The sequence below is a fragment of the Mycobacterium mantenii genome (genome assembly GCF_010731775.1).
Classification (GTDB): domain Bacteria; phylum Actinomycetota; class Actinomycetes; order Mycobacteriales; family Mycobacteriaceae; genus Mycobacterium; species Mycobacterium mantenii.
On record NZ_AP022590.1, the window covers coordinates 1,628,027 to 1,646,420 of the forward strand.

Genomic DNA, 18,394 nt, shown 5'->3' on the forward strand with positions numbered 1-18,394 from the left:
ACTCATGGCTATTCACCGTCGTCGTCCAGCAGCGCGGCGTTGAGCAGGTCGTCGAGGTCCATGTCCGCGATGTCCTTCTCCGTGGTCGCCTCAGGCGTAGCGGGCTGCCCGTTGCCGCTGGACGATTCGTTGGCCAAGGCCAGCAACAGCTCCAACACGCCGGCCTGCCGAAGGCGCTTGACCGGAATCGACCCTACGACCCGCTGAATCTCGGCTTCGCCCGGTGCGGCGGCCACCGCGGGTTGGTCCGCCGAACCGACCAATTCTCGATACATGTAGCCGGCCAGTGCGGCGGAGTTCGGGTAGTCGAAGATCAGCGTTGGTGAAAGCGCCAGGCCGGTCGCGGCTTTCAGCCGGTTGCGCATTTCGACCGCGGTCAGCGAGTCGAAACCGAGTTCCTGGAACGCCCGGTCCGGGTGGATCGCCTCCGGGCTGGCGCTGCCCAGCACGGTGGCTATGTTGGCACGCACCAGGTCGAGCAGGATCGCTTGCTGCTCATCCTCGGGGAGCCCTTCGAGGCGTTGCAGCAGAGCCGATTTCGACTTAGCGGCGGCCAGCGAGTCGTCGACCTGGCGCCGGGTGGGCGCGTTGATCAGATCGACGAACATCGGCGGCAACGTGCCCCCGTCGAACTTGACCCGCAACGCCGCGAGGTCGATGTGGGCGGGCAGCATGAACGGCTCGTCGACGATGAGCGCGGTGTCCATCAGTTCCAGCGCCTGGTCCGAGGACATGGCGACGATCCCGTCCCGGCCGAACCGGGCACGGTCGGCGGCGCCCAATGCACCGGTCATGGCACTGGCCTGATCCCACAGGCCCCAGCCCAGCGAGATCGCCGGCAGCCCGTGGGCCCGTCGATGAGCTGCCAACCCGTCCAGGAACGAGTTGCCGGCCGCGTAGTTGGCCTGGCCCGATGCGCCTGCGAGCCCTGCGATCGACGAAAACATCACGAACGCCGCTACATCCAGCTCGCGGGTCAATTCGTGCAGGTTCCACGCCGCGTCGACCTTGGACCGCAACACGGATTCGATCCGGTCGGGCGTCAGGGAGGTCACAACCGCGTCATGCAAGACCCCGGCGGCGTGGATCACCCCGGTCAGCGGATGCTGCATCGGGATGTCGGCGATCACCTTGGCCAAGGCCTCGCGATCGGCGGCATCACAGGCCACCGCCTCCACGTGCGCACCGGCCGCGGTCAGTTCGGCGACCAACTCCGCGGCACCCGGCGCATCCAGACCGCGCCGGCTGACCAACACCAGATTCCGTGCGCCGTGGCGGGATACGACGTGTCGCGCGACCGCCGAGCCGGCCATGCCCGTTGCGCCGGTGATCAACACCGTGCCGGCCGTCCACGCGTCGGGCATGGTCATCACGACCTTGCCGACATGGCGGGCCTGACTGAGGTAGCGCAGCGCGGCGGGGGCGCGTCGCACGTCGAACCTGGTCACCGGCAACGGCCGTAGCACGTCTTCGCCGAACATGGCGGCCAACTCGTCGAGCATCTGCGCGATGCGATCGGGTCCGGCTTCGAAGAGGTCGAAGGCGCGATAACGCACACCCGAGTGGTCCCGGGCGACGACCTCGGGGTCGCGGATGTCGGTCTTGCCCATCTCCAAGAAGACCCCGCCGGGGGCCATCAGGCGCAGAGACGCGTCGACGAAATCACCGGACAGCGAGTCGAGGACGATATCCATCCCGGCCATGCCGGTCCTGCCGGTGACCGCCCGGAACTTGTCCTCGAACTCCAGGCTGCGCGAGTCGGCGATGTGATCGTCGTCGAATCCCATGTCCCGCAAGGTGTCCCACTTGCCGCGGCTGGCAGTCGCGAACACCTCCAGACCGATGTGGCGGGCCAGCTGGACCGCGGCCATCCCGACCCCACCGGCCGCGGCGTGCACCAGCACCCGCTGACCGGGCTTGGCGCGGGCCAGGTCGACCAGCGCGTAGTTCGCCGTGGCGAACACGACCGACGCCGTCGCGGCAGCGGTGTGCGACCATCCGGCGGGAACCTTGGCGAGCAGGCGCTGGTCGGTCTTGGCGACGGTTCCGGTCCCGTCCGGGAACAGCCCCATCACGCGGTCGCCGACGGCGAAACGCCCGTCCTGCGAGGCGGTTTCGATAACCACACCGGAGGCTTCGATGCCCATGATCGCCTCGGGGTCGGGATAGAGGCCCAACGCGATCATGACGTCGCGGAAGTTGGCCGCGATGGCCGACAGCGCAACCCGCACCTGACCGGCCCCCAACGGCGCGTCGGCGTCGGGAATGCGCTCTATGCGCAGATTCTCGATCGTTCCGTAGCTGCTCATGCCAAGTCGCCATGGGCCGTCGTCGGGCGGCAGCAGGAGGCCGCCGACGGCGCGGCTACCGAGCACCCGCGCGGTGTAGACCGTCCCCTTGCGCAGGATGGCCTGGGGCTCGCCGAGCGCCAGAACCGCCGCTAGCGCATCGGGATCGAGGGGTGCATCCATGTCGACGAGTACGATTCGTCCGGGGTGCTCGGTCTGCGCCGAGCGCACCAGCCCCCACACCGCCGCACCGGCCAGGTCGGTGACGTCCTCGCCCGGCAGCGTCATGGCGCCCCGGGTCGCTACCACCAGGGTTCCGGCGCCGTCGCGGGACAGCCAGGACTGCAGCACGGGCAGCACCGCCCGCGTCGCCGCGTACACCTCGGTGATCACGTCGCCGGACACCGGCCGCGATTCGAATAGCACCGCCGACCGCTCAGCGTCGGTGCCATTTGATTCCGTTGCACCCCAAGCGGTTACCGATGCCGGCTGGACCGCCGATGACGGCTGAGCGGACCAGATGACCTCGAAAAGCCGGTCCGGTCCCGAATTCGACACCGCGGCCAGCAGCTGCTTATCGGTCACCGGACGGGCCACCATCGACGCCACCGAGAGCACCGGCAATCCCAGCCCGTCGGCCAATTCGATCGACACCGCCGACGAGCCGACCGACACGATCCTCGCGCGCACCGCCCCCGCGCCCGCGGCGTGCAGCGACACCTGTTGCCAGGAGAACGGGACCAGCATCGAGCCTTCGGGGAGCTCTGTGCTGTCGGAGGCCAGCATGACCGCGTGCAGTGCCGCGTCGAGCATCGCCGGGTGGACACCGAACCCGGCCGGCGAAACCCCGGCGTCGGCGGGCAGCGACACTTCGGCGAACACTTCGTCGCCGCGGCGCCACATCGATCTCAGGCCGCGGAACGCGGGACCGTAGCTGTAACCGCGCTCGGCCAGTTGCTCGTACCCGTCGCCGACATCCACCGGGACCGCGCCCACCGGCGGCCACGCCGACAGATCCGCGCTCGGCTGCACCGACCCGGCTCGCAGCGCACCCTCGGCGTGCAACGACCAGCCCGAGCCCGCCTCGGCCCGCGAAAACACCGACACCGCACGGGCACCCGCATCGTCCGGCCCGCCGACCACAACCTGAACCGCAACCGACCCACCGGCCGGCAACACCAGCGGCGCCGCGAGATTCAGCTCGTCGACGACCCCGCAGCCCACCTCGTCACCGGCGCGGATGGCCAACTCGACAAACCCCGCGCCGGGGAACAGCACGACACCGCCGACGGCATGATCGGATAACCAGCCCTGCGCGCTGAGCGACAGCCGGCCGGTCAGCACCACCCCGCCGGAGGCCGGCAGTTCCACCACCGCACCCAGCAGGGCGTGCTCGCCGGCGGCCAGGCCCAAGCCGGCGGCGTCGGCCGGGGCACCGTCGGCGGCAAGCCAAAAGCGCCGCCGGTCGAAGGCATACGTGGGCAGCTCGACGAAGTGGGCGTCCCCCATCGCGCCGTGCCAGTCCACATCCATCCCGGCGACGAAGCCCCGCGCGACGGAGTTGATCAGGGCGACCGGCTCGGGGCGGTCCTTGCGCAGGGCGGACATCGTGGTCACCGGGGCATCAGAAGCCAGCGATTCTTCGATCGACGCCGTCAAACCGCTGCTCGGCCCGACTTCGAGGAACCGGTTCCCGCCGGCCGAGTGCACGAAACGCACGCCGTCGGCGAACCGCACGGCCTCGCGCACGTGCCGCTTCCAGTACGCCGCCGAGGCGAAGTCGTCCCCGGCCGGCTGTCCCGTCAGGTTGGACACGATCGGGATGGAGGGCTTGTTGACGCCCAATCCGGCAGCGACGGTGCCGAACTCGTCGATCATCGGATCCATCAACGGCGAGTGGAAGGCGTGCGACACGGACAACTGATGGACGCGGTGGCCCTCGGCGCGGAATTGATCGGCCACTGCGGCCACTGCGTCATGGGCGCCCGAAATCACCACCGAGGTGGGCCCGTTGACCGCGGCGATGCCCACGACGACCTCGTCGGAGGGCGCGAGCAGCGCCCGCACCTGTTCTTCGGTGGCCTGCACCGCGACCATCGCACCGCCTTCGGGCAGCGCCTGCATGAATCGACCCCGGGCCGCCACCAGCACCGCGGCGTGCTCCAGGGACAGCACACCGGCGACGTGCGCGGCCGCCAGCTCTCCGATCGAGTGGCCCATCACGAAGTCGGGCCGCACACCCCAGGACTCGAGCAGCCGGAACAACGCGACTTCCACGGCGAACAGCGCGGGCTGCGCGAATTCGGTGCTGTTCAGCAGGTTTTCGTCGTGTCCCCACATCACCTCGCGCAGCGGGCGAAGCAGGTGTTGATCCAGTTCGGCCACAACGGCATTGAACGTCTCCGCGAAGACCGGATAGCCGGCGTGCAATCCCATGCCCATGCCCAGCGTTTGGGATCCCTGGCCGGGGAAGACGAAGACCGTCTTGCCGGCCGTGGCCGTGCCACGAACGATCGAGCCGGCCAGATCGTCACCGGCAAGCTCGTCCAGACCGGCCAGCAGCCGGTCGCGGTCGCTTCCGATGATGACGGCCCGCTGTTCGAAGGCCGACCGGCCCCCCAGTGACCACCCGACATCGGCGATGTCCAAGTCCGGGTGGGCGCGCACGTGCGCCGCCAACCGGGCCGCCTGAGAATTCAACGCCGACAGTGATTTCGCCGACACCGGCCACGCAACCACCGGCGCCTTGGGACCGTCCACGACGCGCGGCGGCTCGGCCGCCACGGCCTCGACGATGACGTGCGCGTTGGTTCCGCTGATACCGAACGACGACACCCCCGCCCGGCGCGGACGGTTGCCGGGCCATGCCCGCGGCTCGGTCAGCAGCGACACCGAACCCGCCGACCAGTCGACGTGCGGACTCGGCGCGTCCACGTGCAATGTCGCGGGCAGCGTCTCGTGGCGCATCGCCTGCACCATCTTGATCACCCCGGCCACCCCGGCGGCGGCCTGCGTGTGGCCCATGTTCGACTTGATCGAGCCCAACCACAGCGGCTCGCTGCGATCCTGGCCGTAGGTGGCCAACAGCGCCTGCGCCTCGATCGGGTCACCCAAAGTCGTTCCCGTGCCATGGCCCTCGACGACGTCCACGTCGGCCGTCGTCAACCCGGCATTGGCCAGCGCCGCACGCACCACCCGCTGCTGCGAGGGACCGTTGGGCGCGGTCAGCCCGTTGGAGGCGCCGTCCTGATTGACCGCCGAGCCCCGCACCACCGCCAGCACCGGATGCCCCAGCCGCTGCGCATCCGAGAGGCGCTCCACCACCAACATGCCGCCGCCCTCGGAGAATCCGGTGCCGTCAGCCGCCCTCGCGTAGGCCTTGCACCGGCCGTCCTCGGACAGCCCGCGCATGCGGCTGAACTCCACGAAGATGTCGGGGGTGGCGTTCACGGTGACGCCGCCGGCCAGAGCCAGGTCACACTCCCCCGAGCGCAGCGACTGCACGGCCATGTGCAACGCCACCAACGACGACGAACACGCGGTGTCCACCGACACCGCCGGGCCCTCCAGCCCCAACACATAGGACACCCGCCCCGAGGCCACACTCGACGACTGGCCGGTCAGCCGGAAGCCCTCCGCGGTCGGTGCGGCGCCCATGCCGTATCCCTGCGTGTACACGCCGGCGAACATCCCGGTGGCGCTGCCGCGCAAGGTGCCGGGTTCAATTCCCGCCCGCTCCAACGCTTCCCACGACAGTTCGAGGAACATGCGCTGCTGCGGGTCCATGGAGAGCGCCTCGCTGGGCGCGATGCCGAAGAAGGCCGGATCGAAGTCCGCGACACCGTCCACGAAGCCGCCGGTGCTGGTGTAGCAGGTGCCCGGGACGTCGGGATCCGGGTTGTACACCCCGGCCAGGTCCCAGCCGCGATCGCTCGGAAATTCCGACAGCACGTCGCGGCCCTCGGTCAGCATGTCCCACAGGTCGTCGGGGGAATTCACCCCGCCCGGGTAGCGGCACGCCATGCCTACGATCACGATCGGGTCGTCGTCGGTGGCGCGGGCGGCCGGGGCGTGTTTGATCTCTTGTGGGACGCCGGCGAGTTGGGTGCGGATGTAGCCGGCCAGACCGTTGGGCGTCGGGTAGTCGAAGATCAGGGTGGGCGAAAGCGCCAGTCCGGTAGCGGTTTTGAGCCGATTGCGCATCTCGACCGCGGTCAGCGAGTCGAAACCCAGCTCCTGGAACGCCTTGTCGGGGTCGATCGCCTCGGCGCTGGTGTTCCCCAGCACGGTGGCGATGTGCGAACGCACCAGATCCAGGAGCACGGCGTGCTGCTCCGCCTCGGGCAGTCCGTCCAGGCGATGCGCCAGCGCCGATTTCGATTTGGCGGCCGCCAGCGAGTCGTCGACGCGGCGGCGGGTCGGGGCGTTGATCAGATCGGTGAACATCGGCGGCACCGCGACCGCATGGGCCCGCAGCGCGCCGAGATCGATGCGGGCGGGCGCCAGGAACGGTTTGTCGACGATCAGGGCGGTGTCGAAGAGTTCCATGGCCTCGTCCGAGGACAGCGCCAAGATCCCGTCGCGGCCCAGCCGGGCGCGGTCAGCGGCATCCAGCCCGCCGGTCATGGCGCTGGCCTGGTCCCACAGCCCCCAGGCGAGCGAGATCGCCGGCAGCCCGAGCGCCCGCCGGTGCGCGGCCAGCCCGTCCAGGAACGTGTTCGCCGCCCCGTAGTTCCCCTGGCCCGACGAGCCCACCAGCCCGGCCATCGACGAAAACATCACGAACGCATGCAGATTCAGGTCGAGGGTCAATTCGTGCAGGTTCCAGGCCGCGTCGACCTTGGCCCGCAATACCGCGTCGACTCGCTCGGGTGTCAGCGAGGTGACCATCGCGTCGTCCAGCACCCCGGTCGCGTGAATCACGCCCGACAGCGGCCGCTGCGCCGAAATGTCGGCGATGACTTGCGCCAGCGCCGCCCGGTCGGCCGCGTCGCACGCCACCACGCGCGCCTGGGCTCCCGCGGCCTGTAGCTCCGCGATCAACTCGGCGGATCCGGGCGCGTCCGGACCGCGCCGGCTCAGCAGCACCAGGTCCTCGACGCCATGGTGTGCCACCAGGTGACGAGCTAACGTCGAGCCGGCCATGCCGGTCCCGCCGGTGATCAGCACCGTGCCCGCTCCCAGCCCGGACGGCAGAGTCATGACGACCTTGCCGATGTGACGGGCCTGACTCAGGTACCGCAGCGCGGTACGGGCACGTCGCACGTCAAAGGTGGTGACTGGCAACGGTTCCAGCACCCCGGCATCGAACAGTCCGGCGAGCTCCTGCATCCACTGATGCATCCGGGGACGGCCGGGTTCGAACAGGTCGAAGGCGCGGTAGCGGATGCCCGGGTACTCCTGGGCCACCACGCCCGGGTCGCGAATGTCGGTCTTGCCCATCTCCAGGAACACGCCGCCGGGAGCGACGAGCCGCAGCGAGGCGTCGACGAATTCGCCGGCCAGCGAGTCCAGCACCACATCCATGCCACGGCCACCGGTGACCGCGCGGAACTTGTCCTCGAACTCCAGGCTGCGCGAATCCGCGATGTGGTCGTCGTCGAATCCCATGGCCCGCAACGTGTCCCACTTGCCGCGGCTGGCGGTCGCGAACACCTCCAGGCCCAAGTGCCTGCCCAGCTGAACCGCGGCCATCCCCACGCCGCCGGCCGCGGCGTGCACCAGCACCCGCTGCCCCGGCTTGACGTCGGCCAGGTGGATGAACGCCATGTAGGCGGTGGTGAAAACCGCTGAGATGCCGGCCGCTTCGGCGTAGGACCAGTCGGCGGGCTTGTGCTGCAGCAGGCGCACGTCGCCGGGCACCAGCGTGCCGCTGCCATCGGGGAAGAAACCGTACACCGAATCGCCGACGGCGAACTCGGTGACTCCCGGCCCGACCTCGACCACCACGCCGGCGCCTTCGCCACCGAGCAGCGCGTCGTGGGTGAACATCCCCAGGGTGATCATGACGTCGCGGAAGTTGGTGGCGATGGCGCGCAGGGCCACCCGGACCTGGCCCGGCTCCAGCGCCACACCGGCGTTGGGAACCGGCTCGAGTTGCAGGTTTTCGAAGGTGCCGGCGCTGCTGATGCCGAGCCGCCAGGGCCCCTCTGCCGGCGGCGTCATGATGCCGTCGACCGCGCGGCTGCCGTGCACCCGCGCGGTGTAAGCCGTGCCGTCGCGCAGCAACACCGCGGGCTCGCCGATCGCCAAGACGGTCGCTATCGCGCTATCGTCCAGCGCCGCATCGGAATCCACCAGGACGATCCGGCCGGGATGCTCGGTCTGCGCCGAGCGCACCAGCCCCCATACCGCCGCGCCGGCGAGATCGGGGATGTCCTGCCCCGCCAATCCCATCGCGCCCCTCGTCGCGACGATCAGCACTCCGGAGTCGCGCTCGGTCAGCCACGACTGCACGGCGGCCAGCGCCGCATGCGTGCGCTCATACGATCCGGAGACCGGATCTTGTTCGCCCGCAATGGATTCGAATACCTCATGCGCGGGCCCCTCGGTGCCGGCGGCCGTCGTGGCGGCCGGTGACCACACCACCTCGAACAGCCGGTCCGGGCCCGAGGCCGACACCGCGGCGCGCAGCTGCCGCTCGCTCACCGGGCGCGCGACCATCGCCCGCACCGACAGCACCGGCAGCCCGAGCCCGTCGGCCAGCTCGACCGAGACCGCATGGGTGGCCTCCGACGTCGATGCCGGCGCGATGCGCGCGCGTATCGCCGACGCGCCCGCGGCGTGCAACGACACTCCCTGCCACGAGAACGGCAGCACCACTTCGTCGGTCCGGCCGGCGATGTGGTGGCTGACGATCAGTGCGTGCATGGCCGCATCCAGCAACGCCGGGTGGACGCCGAACCCGTTGACGCCGCCTGCGGCGTCGGGCAACCGCACCTCGGCGAACACCTCGTCGTCGCGAACCCACGTCGCGGTCAGGCCCTGGAATGCCGGGCCGTAGCCGTAGCCACGCGCCGCCAACTGCTCATACCCGTCGGCTGCGTCGACCTTGACGGCACCCGCCGGCGGCCATGCCGACAGATCCGCGCCCGGCTCGACCGAGCCGGTACTCAGCGTTCCTTCGGCGTGGCACACCCAGCCGGAGTCGGTGTCGGGGCGGGAGAAGATCGACACCGGGCGCTGGCCGGATTCTTCGGCGGGACCGACCACCACCTGCACGGCAACCGATGCCGCCCCGGAACCCTTGGCCGGCAACATCAACGGCGCCTGCAACGTCAGCTCGTCGACCGTCGAGCATCCGACTTCGTCACCGGCGCGAATCGCCAACTCCACGAAGCCCGATCCGGGGAACACCACCGTGCCGGATACCGCGTGATCGCTCAGCCAGCTCTGCAGGCTCGGCGACAGGCGGCCCGTCAGCACGACCCCGCCCGACGCCGGCAGCTCGACGACCGCGCTCAGCAGCGGGTGCTCGCTGCTGCCCAGCCCCAGACCCGAGGCGTCCGCCGAGATGCCCTCCCCGGACAGCCAAAACCGGCGCCGGTCAAAGGCATACGTGGGCAGCTCGACGAAACCGGCGCCGTCCACCGCGCCGCGCCAGCGCACGCTCACTCCCGCGACGAATGCGGTCGCCGCCGAGCTCAGGAATCGGTCGAGGCCGCCGTCGTCGCGTCCCAGGGTGGGGATGACTGTGACTTCAGCGGCCTCGGCGCCACTGCTGACATGGTCGTTGGCGGTGTCCTCGATGCCCGCGACCAACGCCGGGTGGGGACTGGATTCGATGAACGTCCGGAATCCGTGCTCGCAGGCGCTGCGCACCGCCCGGTCGAACTGTACGGTCTGCCGGATGTTGCGATACCAGTATTCGGCATCCAATCCGGCCGTGTCCAAACGGTTTCCGGTCACGGTGGAGAAGAATGCGATGCGCGAGGAGCGCGGCTCGATACCGGACAGCACCTCGGCGAGGTCACCGCGGATCGCCTCGACCTCAACCGAGTGCGAGGCGTAGTCGACGTCGATCCGCCGGGTCCGCAGCTCGAGGTCGGCGCAGAAGCCGACGAGTTCGTCGAGCGCGGCGACCTCACCCGACACCACGACGGCCGACCGGCCGTTGACGGCGGCGATGCTGACTCGATTGCCGTAGGGCGCCAACAACTCCCGAGCGCGTTCGGTGCTGCAGGCGATGGACAGCATACCGCCCGGACCGGCCAGTGACGTCAGCAGCTTGCTGCGCAACGTGACCACCCGGGCGGCATCGTGCAGCGACAGTGCGCCGGCGACGTAGGCGGCGGCGATTTCACCTTGCGAATGGCCGATCACCGCAGCGGGATTCACCCCGACCGATTTCCACAGTTCGGCCAGCGACACCATCACCGCGAAGAGCACCGGCTGCACTACGTCGACGCGGTCCAGTCCCGGCGCATCGGGCGCGCCGCGCAGCACGTCGGTCAGCGACCAGTCGACGAATTCGGCGAAGACCTCTTCGCATTCCTGGATCTGTCGTGCGAATACCGGTGCGGTGTCCAGCAATTCAACGGCCATACCCCGCCATTGGGAACCCTGGCCCGGGAACACGAACACGGTCTTGCCGGACGGCGTCGCCGTTCCCCTGATGACCGATCCAGTCGGGTCATCGTTGGCCAGCTCGTCCAGACCGGCCAGCAGCCGCTCGCGGTCACCACCGACGACGACGGCCCGGTGGTCGAACGTCGCGCGGCCCGCCAACGACCACCCGATGTCGGCGACGTCCAGATCGCTGTGCGCGCGAATGTATTCGGCCAGCCGACCCGCCTGCGCGGCCAGCGCCGACGGCGATTTCGCCGACACCGCCCACGGAACTACCGGCGCCTTGGGACCGTCCACGACGCGCGGCGGTTCGGCCGCCACGGCCTCGACGATGACGTGCGCGTTGGTTCCGCTGATACCGAACGACGACACGCCCGCGCGGCGTGGGCGCTCAACATTCCATGGCCGGGCTTCGGTCAGCAGCGACACCGAACCCGCCGACCAGTCGACGTGCGGACTCGGCGCGTCCACGTGCAATGTCGCGGGCAGCGTCTCGTGGCGCATCGCCTGCACCATCTTGATCACCCCGGCCACCCCGGCGGCGGCCTGCGTGTGGCCCATGTTCGACTTGATCGAGCCCAACCACAGCGGCTCGCTGCGATCCTGGCCGTAGGTGGCCAACAGCGCCTGCGCCTCGATCGGGTCACCCAAAGTCGTTCCCGTGCCATGGCCCTCGACGACGTCCACGTCGGCCGTCGTCAACCCGGCATTGGCCAGCGCCGCACGCACCACCCGCTGCTGCGAGGGACCGTTGGGCGCGGTCAGCCCGTTGGAGGCGCCGTCCTGATTGACCGCCGAGCCCCGCACCACCGCCAGCACCGGATGCCCCAGCCGCTGCGCATCCGAGAGGCGCTCCACCACCAACATGGCGCCGCCCTCGGACCAGCCGACGCCGTCGGCCGCGCCCGCGTAGGCCTTGCACCGGCCGTCCGGCGCCAATCCGCGGTGCCGGCTGAACTCCACGAAAACCGTCGGGGTGGCGTTCACGGTTGCGCCGCCGGCCAGGGCCAGGTCGCACTCCCCCGAGCGCAGCGACTGCACGGCCATGTGCAACGCCACCAACGACGACGAACACGCGGTGTCCACCGACACCGCCGGGCCCTCCAGCCCCAACACATAGGACACCCGCCCCGAGGCCACGCTGGAGGTCATACCGGTCAGCCGGTAACCCTCGATCTCCTCGGCGAGCATGCCGTAGCCCTGAACGATGAGCCCGGCGAACACGCCGGTGGCGCTGCCGCGCAGCCCGCTGGGGTCAATCCCCGCGCGCTCCAACGCTTCCCACGACAGTTCGAGCAGCATCCGATGCTGGGGATCCATCGCGAGGGCCTCGCTGGGCGCGATGCCGAAGAAGGCCGGATCGAAGTCCGCGACGCCGTCGACGAAACCCCCGGTGTTCACGTAGCACTTGTGGCGCGCGTCGGGATCCGGGTCGTACAGGCTCGCCACATCCCAGCCACGGTCGGTGGGAAACTCCGAAATCACGTCGCGGCCGTCGGCGACCATTTGCCACAGCGCCTCCGGGCTGTCCACGCCACCGGGGAAGCGGCATGACATACCGACGATCGCGATCGGCTCGTTGGACCGCTCCAGCAGCGCACGGTTGGTGCGCTTCAAGCGCTCAACCTGGACCAGCGCTTTACGCAGCGCTTCGGTCGCATGCTGGAGTTGATCAACCATCAGAAACCTCGCCTAACCCTCGCCTAACGACGTTCGGCCGTCATTCACCGCCGGACGCGGCTTTCGCCGAGTGACGGAATTTGCTGCACGAGGCGACGCCGTTTCCCGTTCGACCAGCGTCGTGCTGCTCTCCGACCCAAGAATGTTGCTGGTGAGTATGGCCAACTCCGACAGGATTTCAAAACGTCCGCTGCTCCCGGCTGCTACGGGAGGACCGGCATGGACAGGTGCGCCGCGCCGCGCAAAGAAGTCGTGCCGCAGGGTGCCCGGTGTGCTCGCTGGGTAGCGGTGCGCCGTAGACGTGGCCCGAAGTCCATGGCGCGACTGTACCCGGCTAGCCATAGCCGGTGGTCAGGCGCCTGTCGCGGAGCGTCGGCGCAACGTCGGCTGCGCCCGGTCCGGCTGCCGACGACGCGGTCACACACCCGCTCGGCGCCAGCCGTCGGCGGCCCTGGCGGCTTGGATCAGCGCGTCGCATAACTGGCGGAGCTCGGTGGCCCCGGCGCCTTCGTCGACCGCCGTGGCGACGTCCTCGGCCGCGCATCGCACCTGGTAGACGCGATCCGACAGGTCGGCCGCATCCTCGGCGGACAGCACCACGGCATCGTCGGGTACGGCCGCCGCGCCGTTGCGGTTCAGGGAGGCCCGCTGTTCGTACGCCCGCTGCCGGCACGACTGCCGGCAGTACTGGCGCCGACGGCCCATTCCCGCATCGGTGACGTCGCGACCGCACCAACGACAGGGCTGCGGGTGGGTACGGCGGCTCACGCCTGCCGACTTTAGTCGGGTTTTCTCGTCGGTCCCGGTATCATGGATGGTCGCGTCGCGTATGCCGCCCTCGCTGGGGAACTGCGCAGATCGCCGCACCGTTTGCTAAATGAAGAGATTGCACAGAATTGCCTTGAGGGAGCCGCAGAGCTCCGAAAAGACCCAAAGGAGTAGCAGCCATGGCTGATCGCGTACTGAGAGGCAGTCGCCTCGGAGCCGTGAGCTACGAGACTGACCGTAACCACGACCTGGCGCCGCGCCAGCTCGCGAAGTACCGGACCGAGAACGGCGAGGAGTTCGAGGTTCCCTTCGCCGATGACGCCGAAATCCCCGGCAGCTGGCTGTGCCGCAACGGTCTGGAAGGCACCCTGATCGAGGGCGACCTGCCCGAGCCGAAAAAGGTGAAGCCGCCGCGGACGCACTGGGACATGCTGCTGGAGCGCCGCTCGGTCGAGGAACTCGAAGAGCTGCTCAAGGAGCGCCTCGAGATCATCAAGACCCGCCGCCGGGGCTGATCCGCGGATTCAGCCCGGGCCGACGCGCGATTCAGCTGCGGTTGTCGGCCCTGGCGGACCGGGCACCCGACCGCCGGCCCTGGACACCCCAGCGGGTGACTTTGACCAGGGCTTCGCGGATGTTGGAGCCGCTCATCTTCGACACGCCGAGTTCGCGCTCGGTGAATGTGATGGGTACCTCGGCGATGGTGAACCCGGTGCAGATGGTGCGCCAGGTCAGGTCGATCTGGAAGCAGTAGCCCTTGGAGTCGACCCCGTCGAGGTCGATCGCCTCCAGCACTTCGCGGCGGTAGGCACGGTAGCCGGCGGTGATGTCGTGCACGCCGATGCCGAGCGCCAGCCGGGCGTAAGTGTTGGCCGTCCAGGACAGCGCCCAGCGCCGCCACGGCCAGTTGCGCACCGCCCCGCCCTCGACGTAGCGCGACCCGATGGCCAGATCGGCGCCGGCGTCGACGGCGTCCAGCAGGCGATGCAGCTGTTCGGGCGCGTGGCTGCCGTCGGCGTCCATCTCGACCAGCACCGAGTAGTCGCGGCTCAACCCCCAGGCGAAGCCCGCCAGGTACGCCGCGCCCAGGCCGTCCTTCGCGGTGCGGTGCATGACGTGGGTGCGACCGGCGTCGGCCGCCGCCAGCTCCTCGGCAAGCTGGCCGGTGCCGTCGGGGCTGCTGTCGTCCACCACGAGCAGATGCACGTGCGGGCACGCCTCTTTGAGCCGCCGGTGGATCACCGGCAGGTTCTCCAGCTCGTTGTACGTGGGAATGATCACCAAGACGCGCTGGCTGGGACGATCGCCCGGGAGGTGGGGCGCCGGCTGGCCGGTGGTCATGTAGCTCCTCTGTGTCGCCCGAAAGAATGTCGGCCGCCCTGGTCGGACGGGGTGTGGTCAGTCGCCGGCGTGCGGTCGCCGCCCTCGTCGGGCGCTGTGTCTGAGTCGTGCTCGTCGGGCGGGGTTTGCCCCGGGGTCGCACCGGCCCCTCTCGATTGACGCGCGGGCCTGAGACGAATCGAACGCGGGAACCATCCATTGTGCCGTATCCCGACCAGAATGACCGCTCCGGCCGCCAGGACCATGACCCACTGCAGCAGCGGCCCCCACCGGGTCGCCGGCGTCAGCCTGGTCTTGAGGCGCACCTGCATGTCCAGATAGGCGGGCTGGAAGAAGTCGGTGCGCGCCAGCTCGCCGCCGTCGGGGGCGACGACGGCGCTGATTCCGGTGGTGCCGGCCACCACCACGTAGCGGTCGTGCTCGACGGCCCTGACCTTGGCGAATGCCAGCTGCTGCTCACTCATCGTCTTGTTGAAGGTGGCGTTGTTGGCCGGCACCGCCAGCAGCTGGGCGCCGCCGAGCACCGCTTGGCGCGGCACGCGGTCGAAGATCACTTCCCAGCAGGTGGCGACGCCGACCGGCACCCCTGCGATGTGCACCACATCGGAGCCGGGGCGGGGCACGAAGCTGCCGGCGCGGCCGGCATAGCCGGAGAGGTGTTTGAACAGCCACGGCATCGGCAGGTACTCGCCGAACGGCTGCACGATCTCCTTGTCGTGGCGGTCGGCCGGACCGGTGGCCGGGTTCCACACGATCATGGTGTTGGTGTAGTTCGGATCCTGCGGCGAGCGTCCCGGCACTTCGAGCACGCTGCCGACCAGGATCGGCGCGCCGATCGCCGTCGCGGCCCGCGAGATCGCCAGCGCGGCATCGTTGTTGACCAGCGGGTCGATGTCCGACGAGTCTTCCGGCCAAATCACGAACTGCGGTTGCGGGGCGGAGCCGGAGCGAACGTCGTCGGCCAGCCGCAGGGTCTCCCGGACGTGGTTGTCCAGCACCGCACGCCGCTGCTCGTTGAACTCGAAGCCCAGCCGCGGCACATTGCCCTGCACCGCCGCGACCGTCACCGACGGCTCGCCACCCGACCCGGTGCCGGCGTGCCGCACCTGCGGCCAGACGATGAGCGACGCGAACAACACCAGGCAGATGCAGACACCGGGCAGCACCACCGCGGGCGGCGCCGGATCCTGCGCGCCGGTGTCGCCGGCCGCGCGGGGCGCCGGGTGACCGGAATGCCACCACTTCGCGATCTCCAGCGCGATGGCCGTCGCGCTGAATCCCACCAGCATGATCGCCATGGACAGCAGCGCGACGCCGCCGACCTGGACCAGCGGCAGGAACGGTCCGTGCGTCTGCCCGAAGGCCGCCGAACCCCAGGGGAAGCCACCGAACGGGACGACCGACTTGAGCCACTCCTGGGCCGCCCACAGCAGCGCGAACCAGATGGGCCAGCCCGGCAGCCGGCGCACGATGACCGCACACAGGCCGAAGAGGGCGGGAAACAGCGCCGACACGGTCGCGAGCGCGATCCACGGGATGGGGCCGACCAGCAGCCCGACCCACGGCAGCAACGGCAGGTAGAACGCCAGCCCGAACAGGAACGCGTAACCCAGGCCGCCCGCCGGCGTGGTCGCGGGGTGGGTCAGCACCCACGCCAGCAACGCGGCGGCCACCACGGCACCCCACCACCAGTTGAGCGCCGGGAAGCTGGCGCAGAACAGTAAGCCGCCCGCCACCGCGCAAGTCAGCCGGGCCAGGCGGGGCAGCATCGCGGCCTGGGCGGCCGGCAGCCGCGTGATCACCGCGGCCACCAGCCCGGTTAGCGCACCGCGCGCGGCGGTCCCCAGCCGGTCGGCCAGACCCGGGCCGGCCGGCGCGCGCCTTTCGGGCGAGCTTGGTTCCGCGGCATCCTCGTGCCCGTCTGGTTCTCCGTCGTGCCCGGGGTCTTGCGCGTCGGGCCCGATACGGACGTCGGCGGGTTCGTCGTCGCGCTCCGACTCGGCCTCTTCGCTGATGGGGTCGGTGTCGGGCTGCTCCGACAGGTCCTCGTCCACCGCATCGGTTTGGTCCGCGCGCTCGTCGCCGTCCAACCAATCCTTAGCCATGGATCACAGCGCCCCGATGCACCGTTCGCCGGCACCGCGGCAGGGCGTCGTCCGTGCCCAATCGCGGCAGCGCCGGCACGCGGGAACGCGGGTCGGTCGACCAGCGCTGGACGGTGTCGCGCGGCGCGTGCACCTCCAGGTCGCCGGCGTCCCAGACGACGTAGGAGGCCGGCGCCCCGGGCACCAGGGTGCCCGTCTTGCCGTCGCGGACGCCGGCCGCCCGCCAGCCGCCGCGGGTGGCGGCAGCAAACGCGGCCCGCGCCGAGACGCTGCTGCCGGGGGTGCGGTGGTTGACCGCTGCGCGCACGCTCACCCACGGGTCCAGGCCCGTGACCGGAGCGTCGGAACCTAACGCGAGGGGCACGCCTTGGGATGCTAACAGCGCGAAGGGGTTGAGCCGGCTGCCTCGCTGGGCACCGAGCCGCTGCGCGTACATGCCGTCGGCGCCGCCCCAGAGTGCATCGAAATTGGGCTGCACGCTGGCGATGACGCCCCATTGGCCCAGTTTGGCGGCCTGATCGGCGCTGACCATCTCGACGTGCTCGAGGCGGTGCCCGCAGCGTGCGACCGCGACCGGTCCGAGGTCGGCGACGACGCGTTCGAGGGCACCCACCACCGTCGCGACCGCGGCGTCCCCGATGACGTGGAATCCGGCGGTGACCTCGGCCTGCGTGCAGGCCCGCAGGTGCGCCTCGACGGTGCCGGAATCCAGATAGCAGGTTCCGCTGCGGTCCGGCGCATCCGTGTACGGCTCGTGCAGCCAGGCAGTGCGCGACCCCAGTGCCCCGTCGACGAACAGGTCACCGGCCAGCCCGTGGGCGCCGGTCGCCGCCATCAACTCGCGCGCCTGGGAGGGGCTGGTCACCGGCTCACCCCAATAACCGATCACCTCGACGCCGTGCTCGAGGTTCCGCAACTGCCGCCAGTCGTCGATGCCGCCGATCTCGGGTCCGGCACATTCGTGGACCGCGACGATGCCCGCGGCCGCGGCGGCCCGCAAGGCTGCGGCGCGGGCTTCGGCTAGCTGTTCGGCCGTCAGCAGGTTCCGGGCGACGGCCCGCACCAGATGGTGCGCATCCCCGGTCAGCGGCCCCTCGGCGCTGAAACCCGCGGCCGCCGGAAGGTCCGCGACCAGCCGGCGCAGGCCGGTGGACGCGAGCGCGGAGTGCACGTCCACGCGAGCCAGGTAGGCGGGGCGGTCACCAAGAACGGCGTCCAGATCGCCGGTGCTGGGCGGGGTGTTCTCCGGCCACGATGCCTCGTCCCAGCCATGCCCCCACACCGGCAGGCCCGGGTGCGCGGCGGCATGGGCGGCGACCATTTGCAGGCACTGGGCGTGCGAGGTCGCCGCGCGCAGGTCCAGGCCGCTGAGCGTCAGCCCGGTGGCGGTGAGATGGATGTGGCTGTCCACGAACCCCGGCGAAACGAAACCGCCCTGCAGGTCTTCGACGTCGGCGTCGGGAAACATGCGGCGGCCGACCTCGTCGCTGCCCAGCCATTCCACCACGCCGTCGCGGACGGCCATCGCGGTCGCGTCGGGTTGGGCCGGGCTGTGCACCCGGCCGTTGACCAGCAGGGTCACCGGTACGGGACTAACGGTCATTATCGGTCACGTCCCACGACGATGCAGGCCGTGGATCGGCC

Annotated in this window: 4 protein-coding genes and 1 pseudogene; 1 reads left to right on the forward strand and 4 read right to left on the reverse strand. The window is 70.1% G+C overall.

Features of this window, described 5'->3' with window-relative positions:
- Window positions 1-8 precede the first annotated feature (8 nt).
- Window positions 9-12,536 carry a type I polyketide synthase gene (locus tag G6N50_RS07455; RefSeq protein WP_163650822.1) on the reverse strand — a complete coding sequence of 4,176 codons (12,528 nt, stop codon included), beginning with the start codon at window positions 12,534-12,536 and terminating at the stop codon, window positions 9-11.
- Between the two features lie 417 nt (window positions 12,537-12,953).
- Complete coding sequence (locus tag G6N50_RS28810; RefSeq protein WP_083092206.1) at window positions 12,954-13,304, reverse strand: hypothetical protein; 351 nt, start codon at window positions 13,302-13,304, stop codon at window positions 12,954-12,956.
- 179 nt (window positions 13,305-13,483) lie between these two features.
- On the opposite strand from G6N50_RS28810, the gene G6N50_RS07465 reads away from it, so the two are divergent.
- The gene (locus tag G6N50_RS07465) at window positions 13,484-13,819 is read left to right on the forward strand and encodes an RNA polymerase-binding protein RbpA (protein ID WP_083092204.1); all 336 of its coding nucleotides are present in this window, start codon (window positions 13,484-13,486) and stop codon (window positions 13,817-13,819) included.
- Window positions 13,820-13,850: 31 nt separating this feature from the next.
- On the opposite strand, the pseudogene lnt reads toward G6N50_RS07465, so the two are convergent.
- Window positions 13,851-16,414: pseudogene (lnt, locus tag G6N50_RS07475) on the reverse strand (apolipoprotein N-acyltransferase).
- Between the two features lie 328 nt (window positions 16,415-16,742).
- Window positions 16,743-18,353, reverse strand: coding sequence for an amidohydrolase (locus G6N50_RS07480; protein WP_142275392.1), 1,611 nt, complete (start codon window positions 18,351-18,353; stop codon window positions 16,743-16,745).
- Window positions 18,354-18,394: the final 41 nt, after the last annotated feature.

Coding starts and splice junctions, on each gene's coding strand:
- G6N50_RS07455 (WP_163650822.1), bottom strand. CDS start 12,536: ATGGTTGATCAACTCCAGCATGCGACCGAAGCGCTGCGTAAAGCGCTG.
- G6N50_RS07480 (WP_142275392.1), bottom strand. CDS start 18,353: ATGACCGTTAGTCCCGTACCGGTGACCCTGCTGGTCAACGGCCGGGTG.
- G6N50_RS07465 (WP_083092204.1), top strand. CDS start 13,484: ATGGCTGATCGCGTACTGAGAGGCAGTCGCCTCGGAGCCGTGAGCTAC.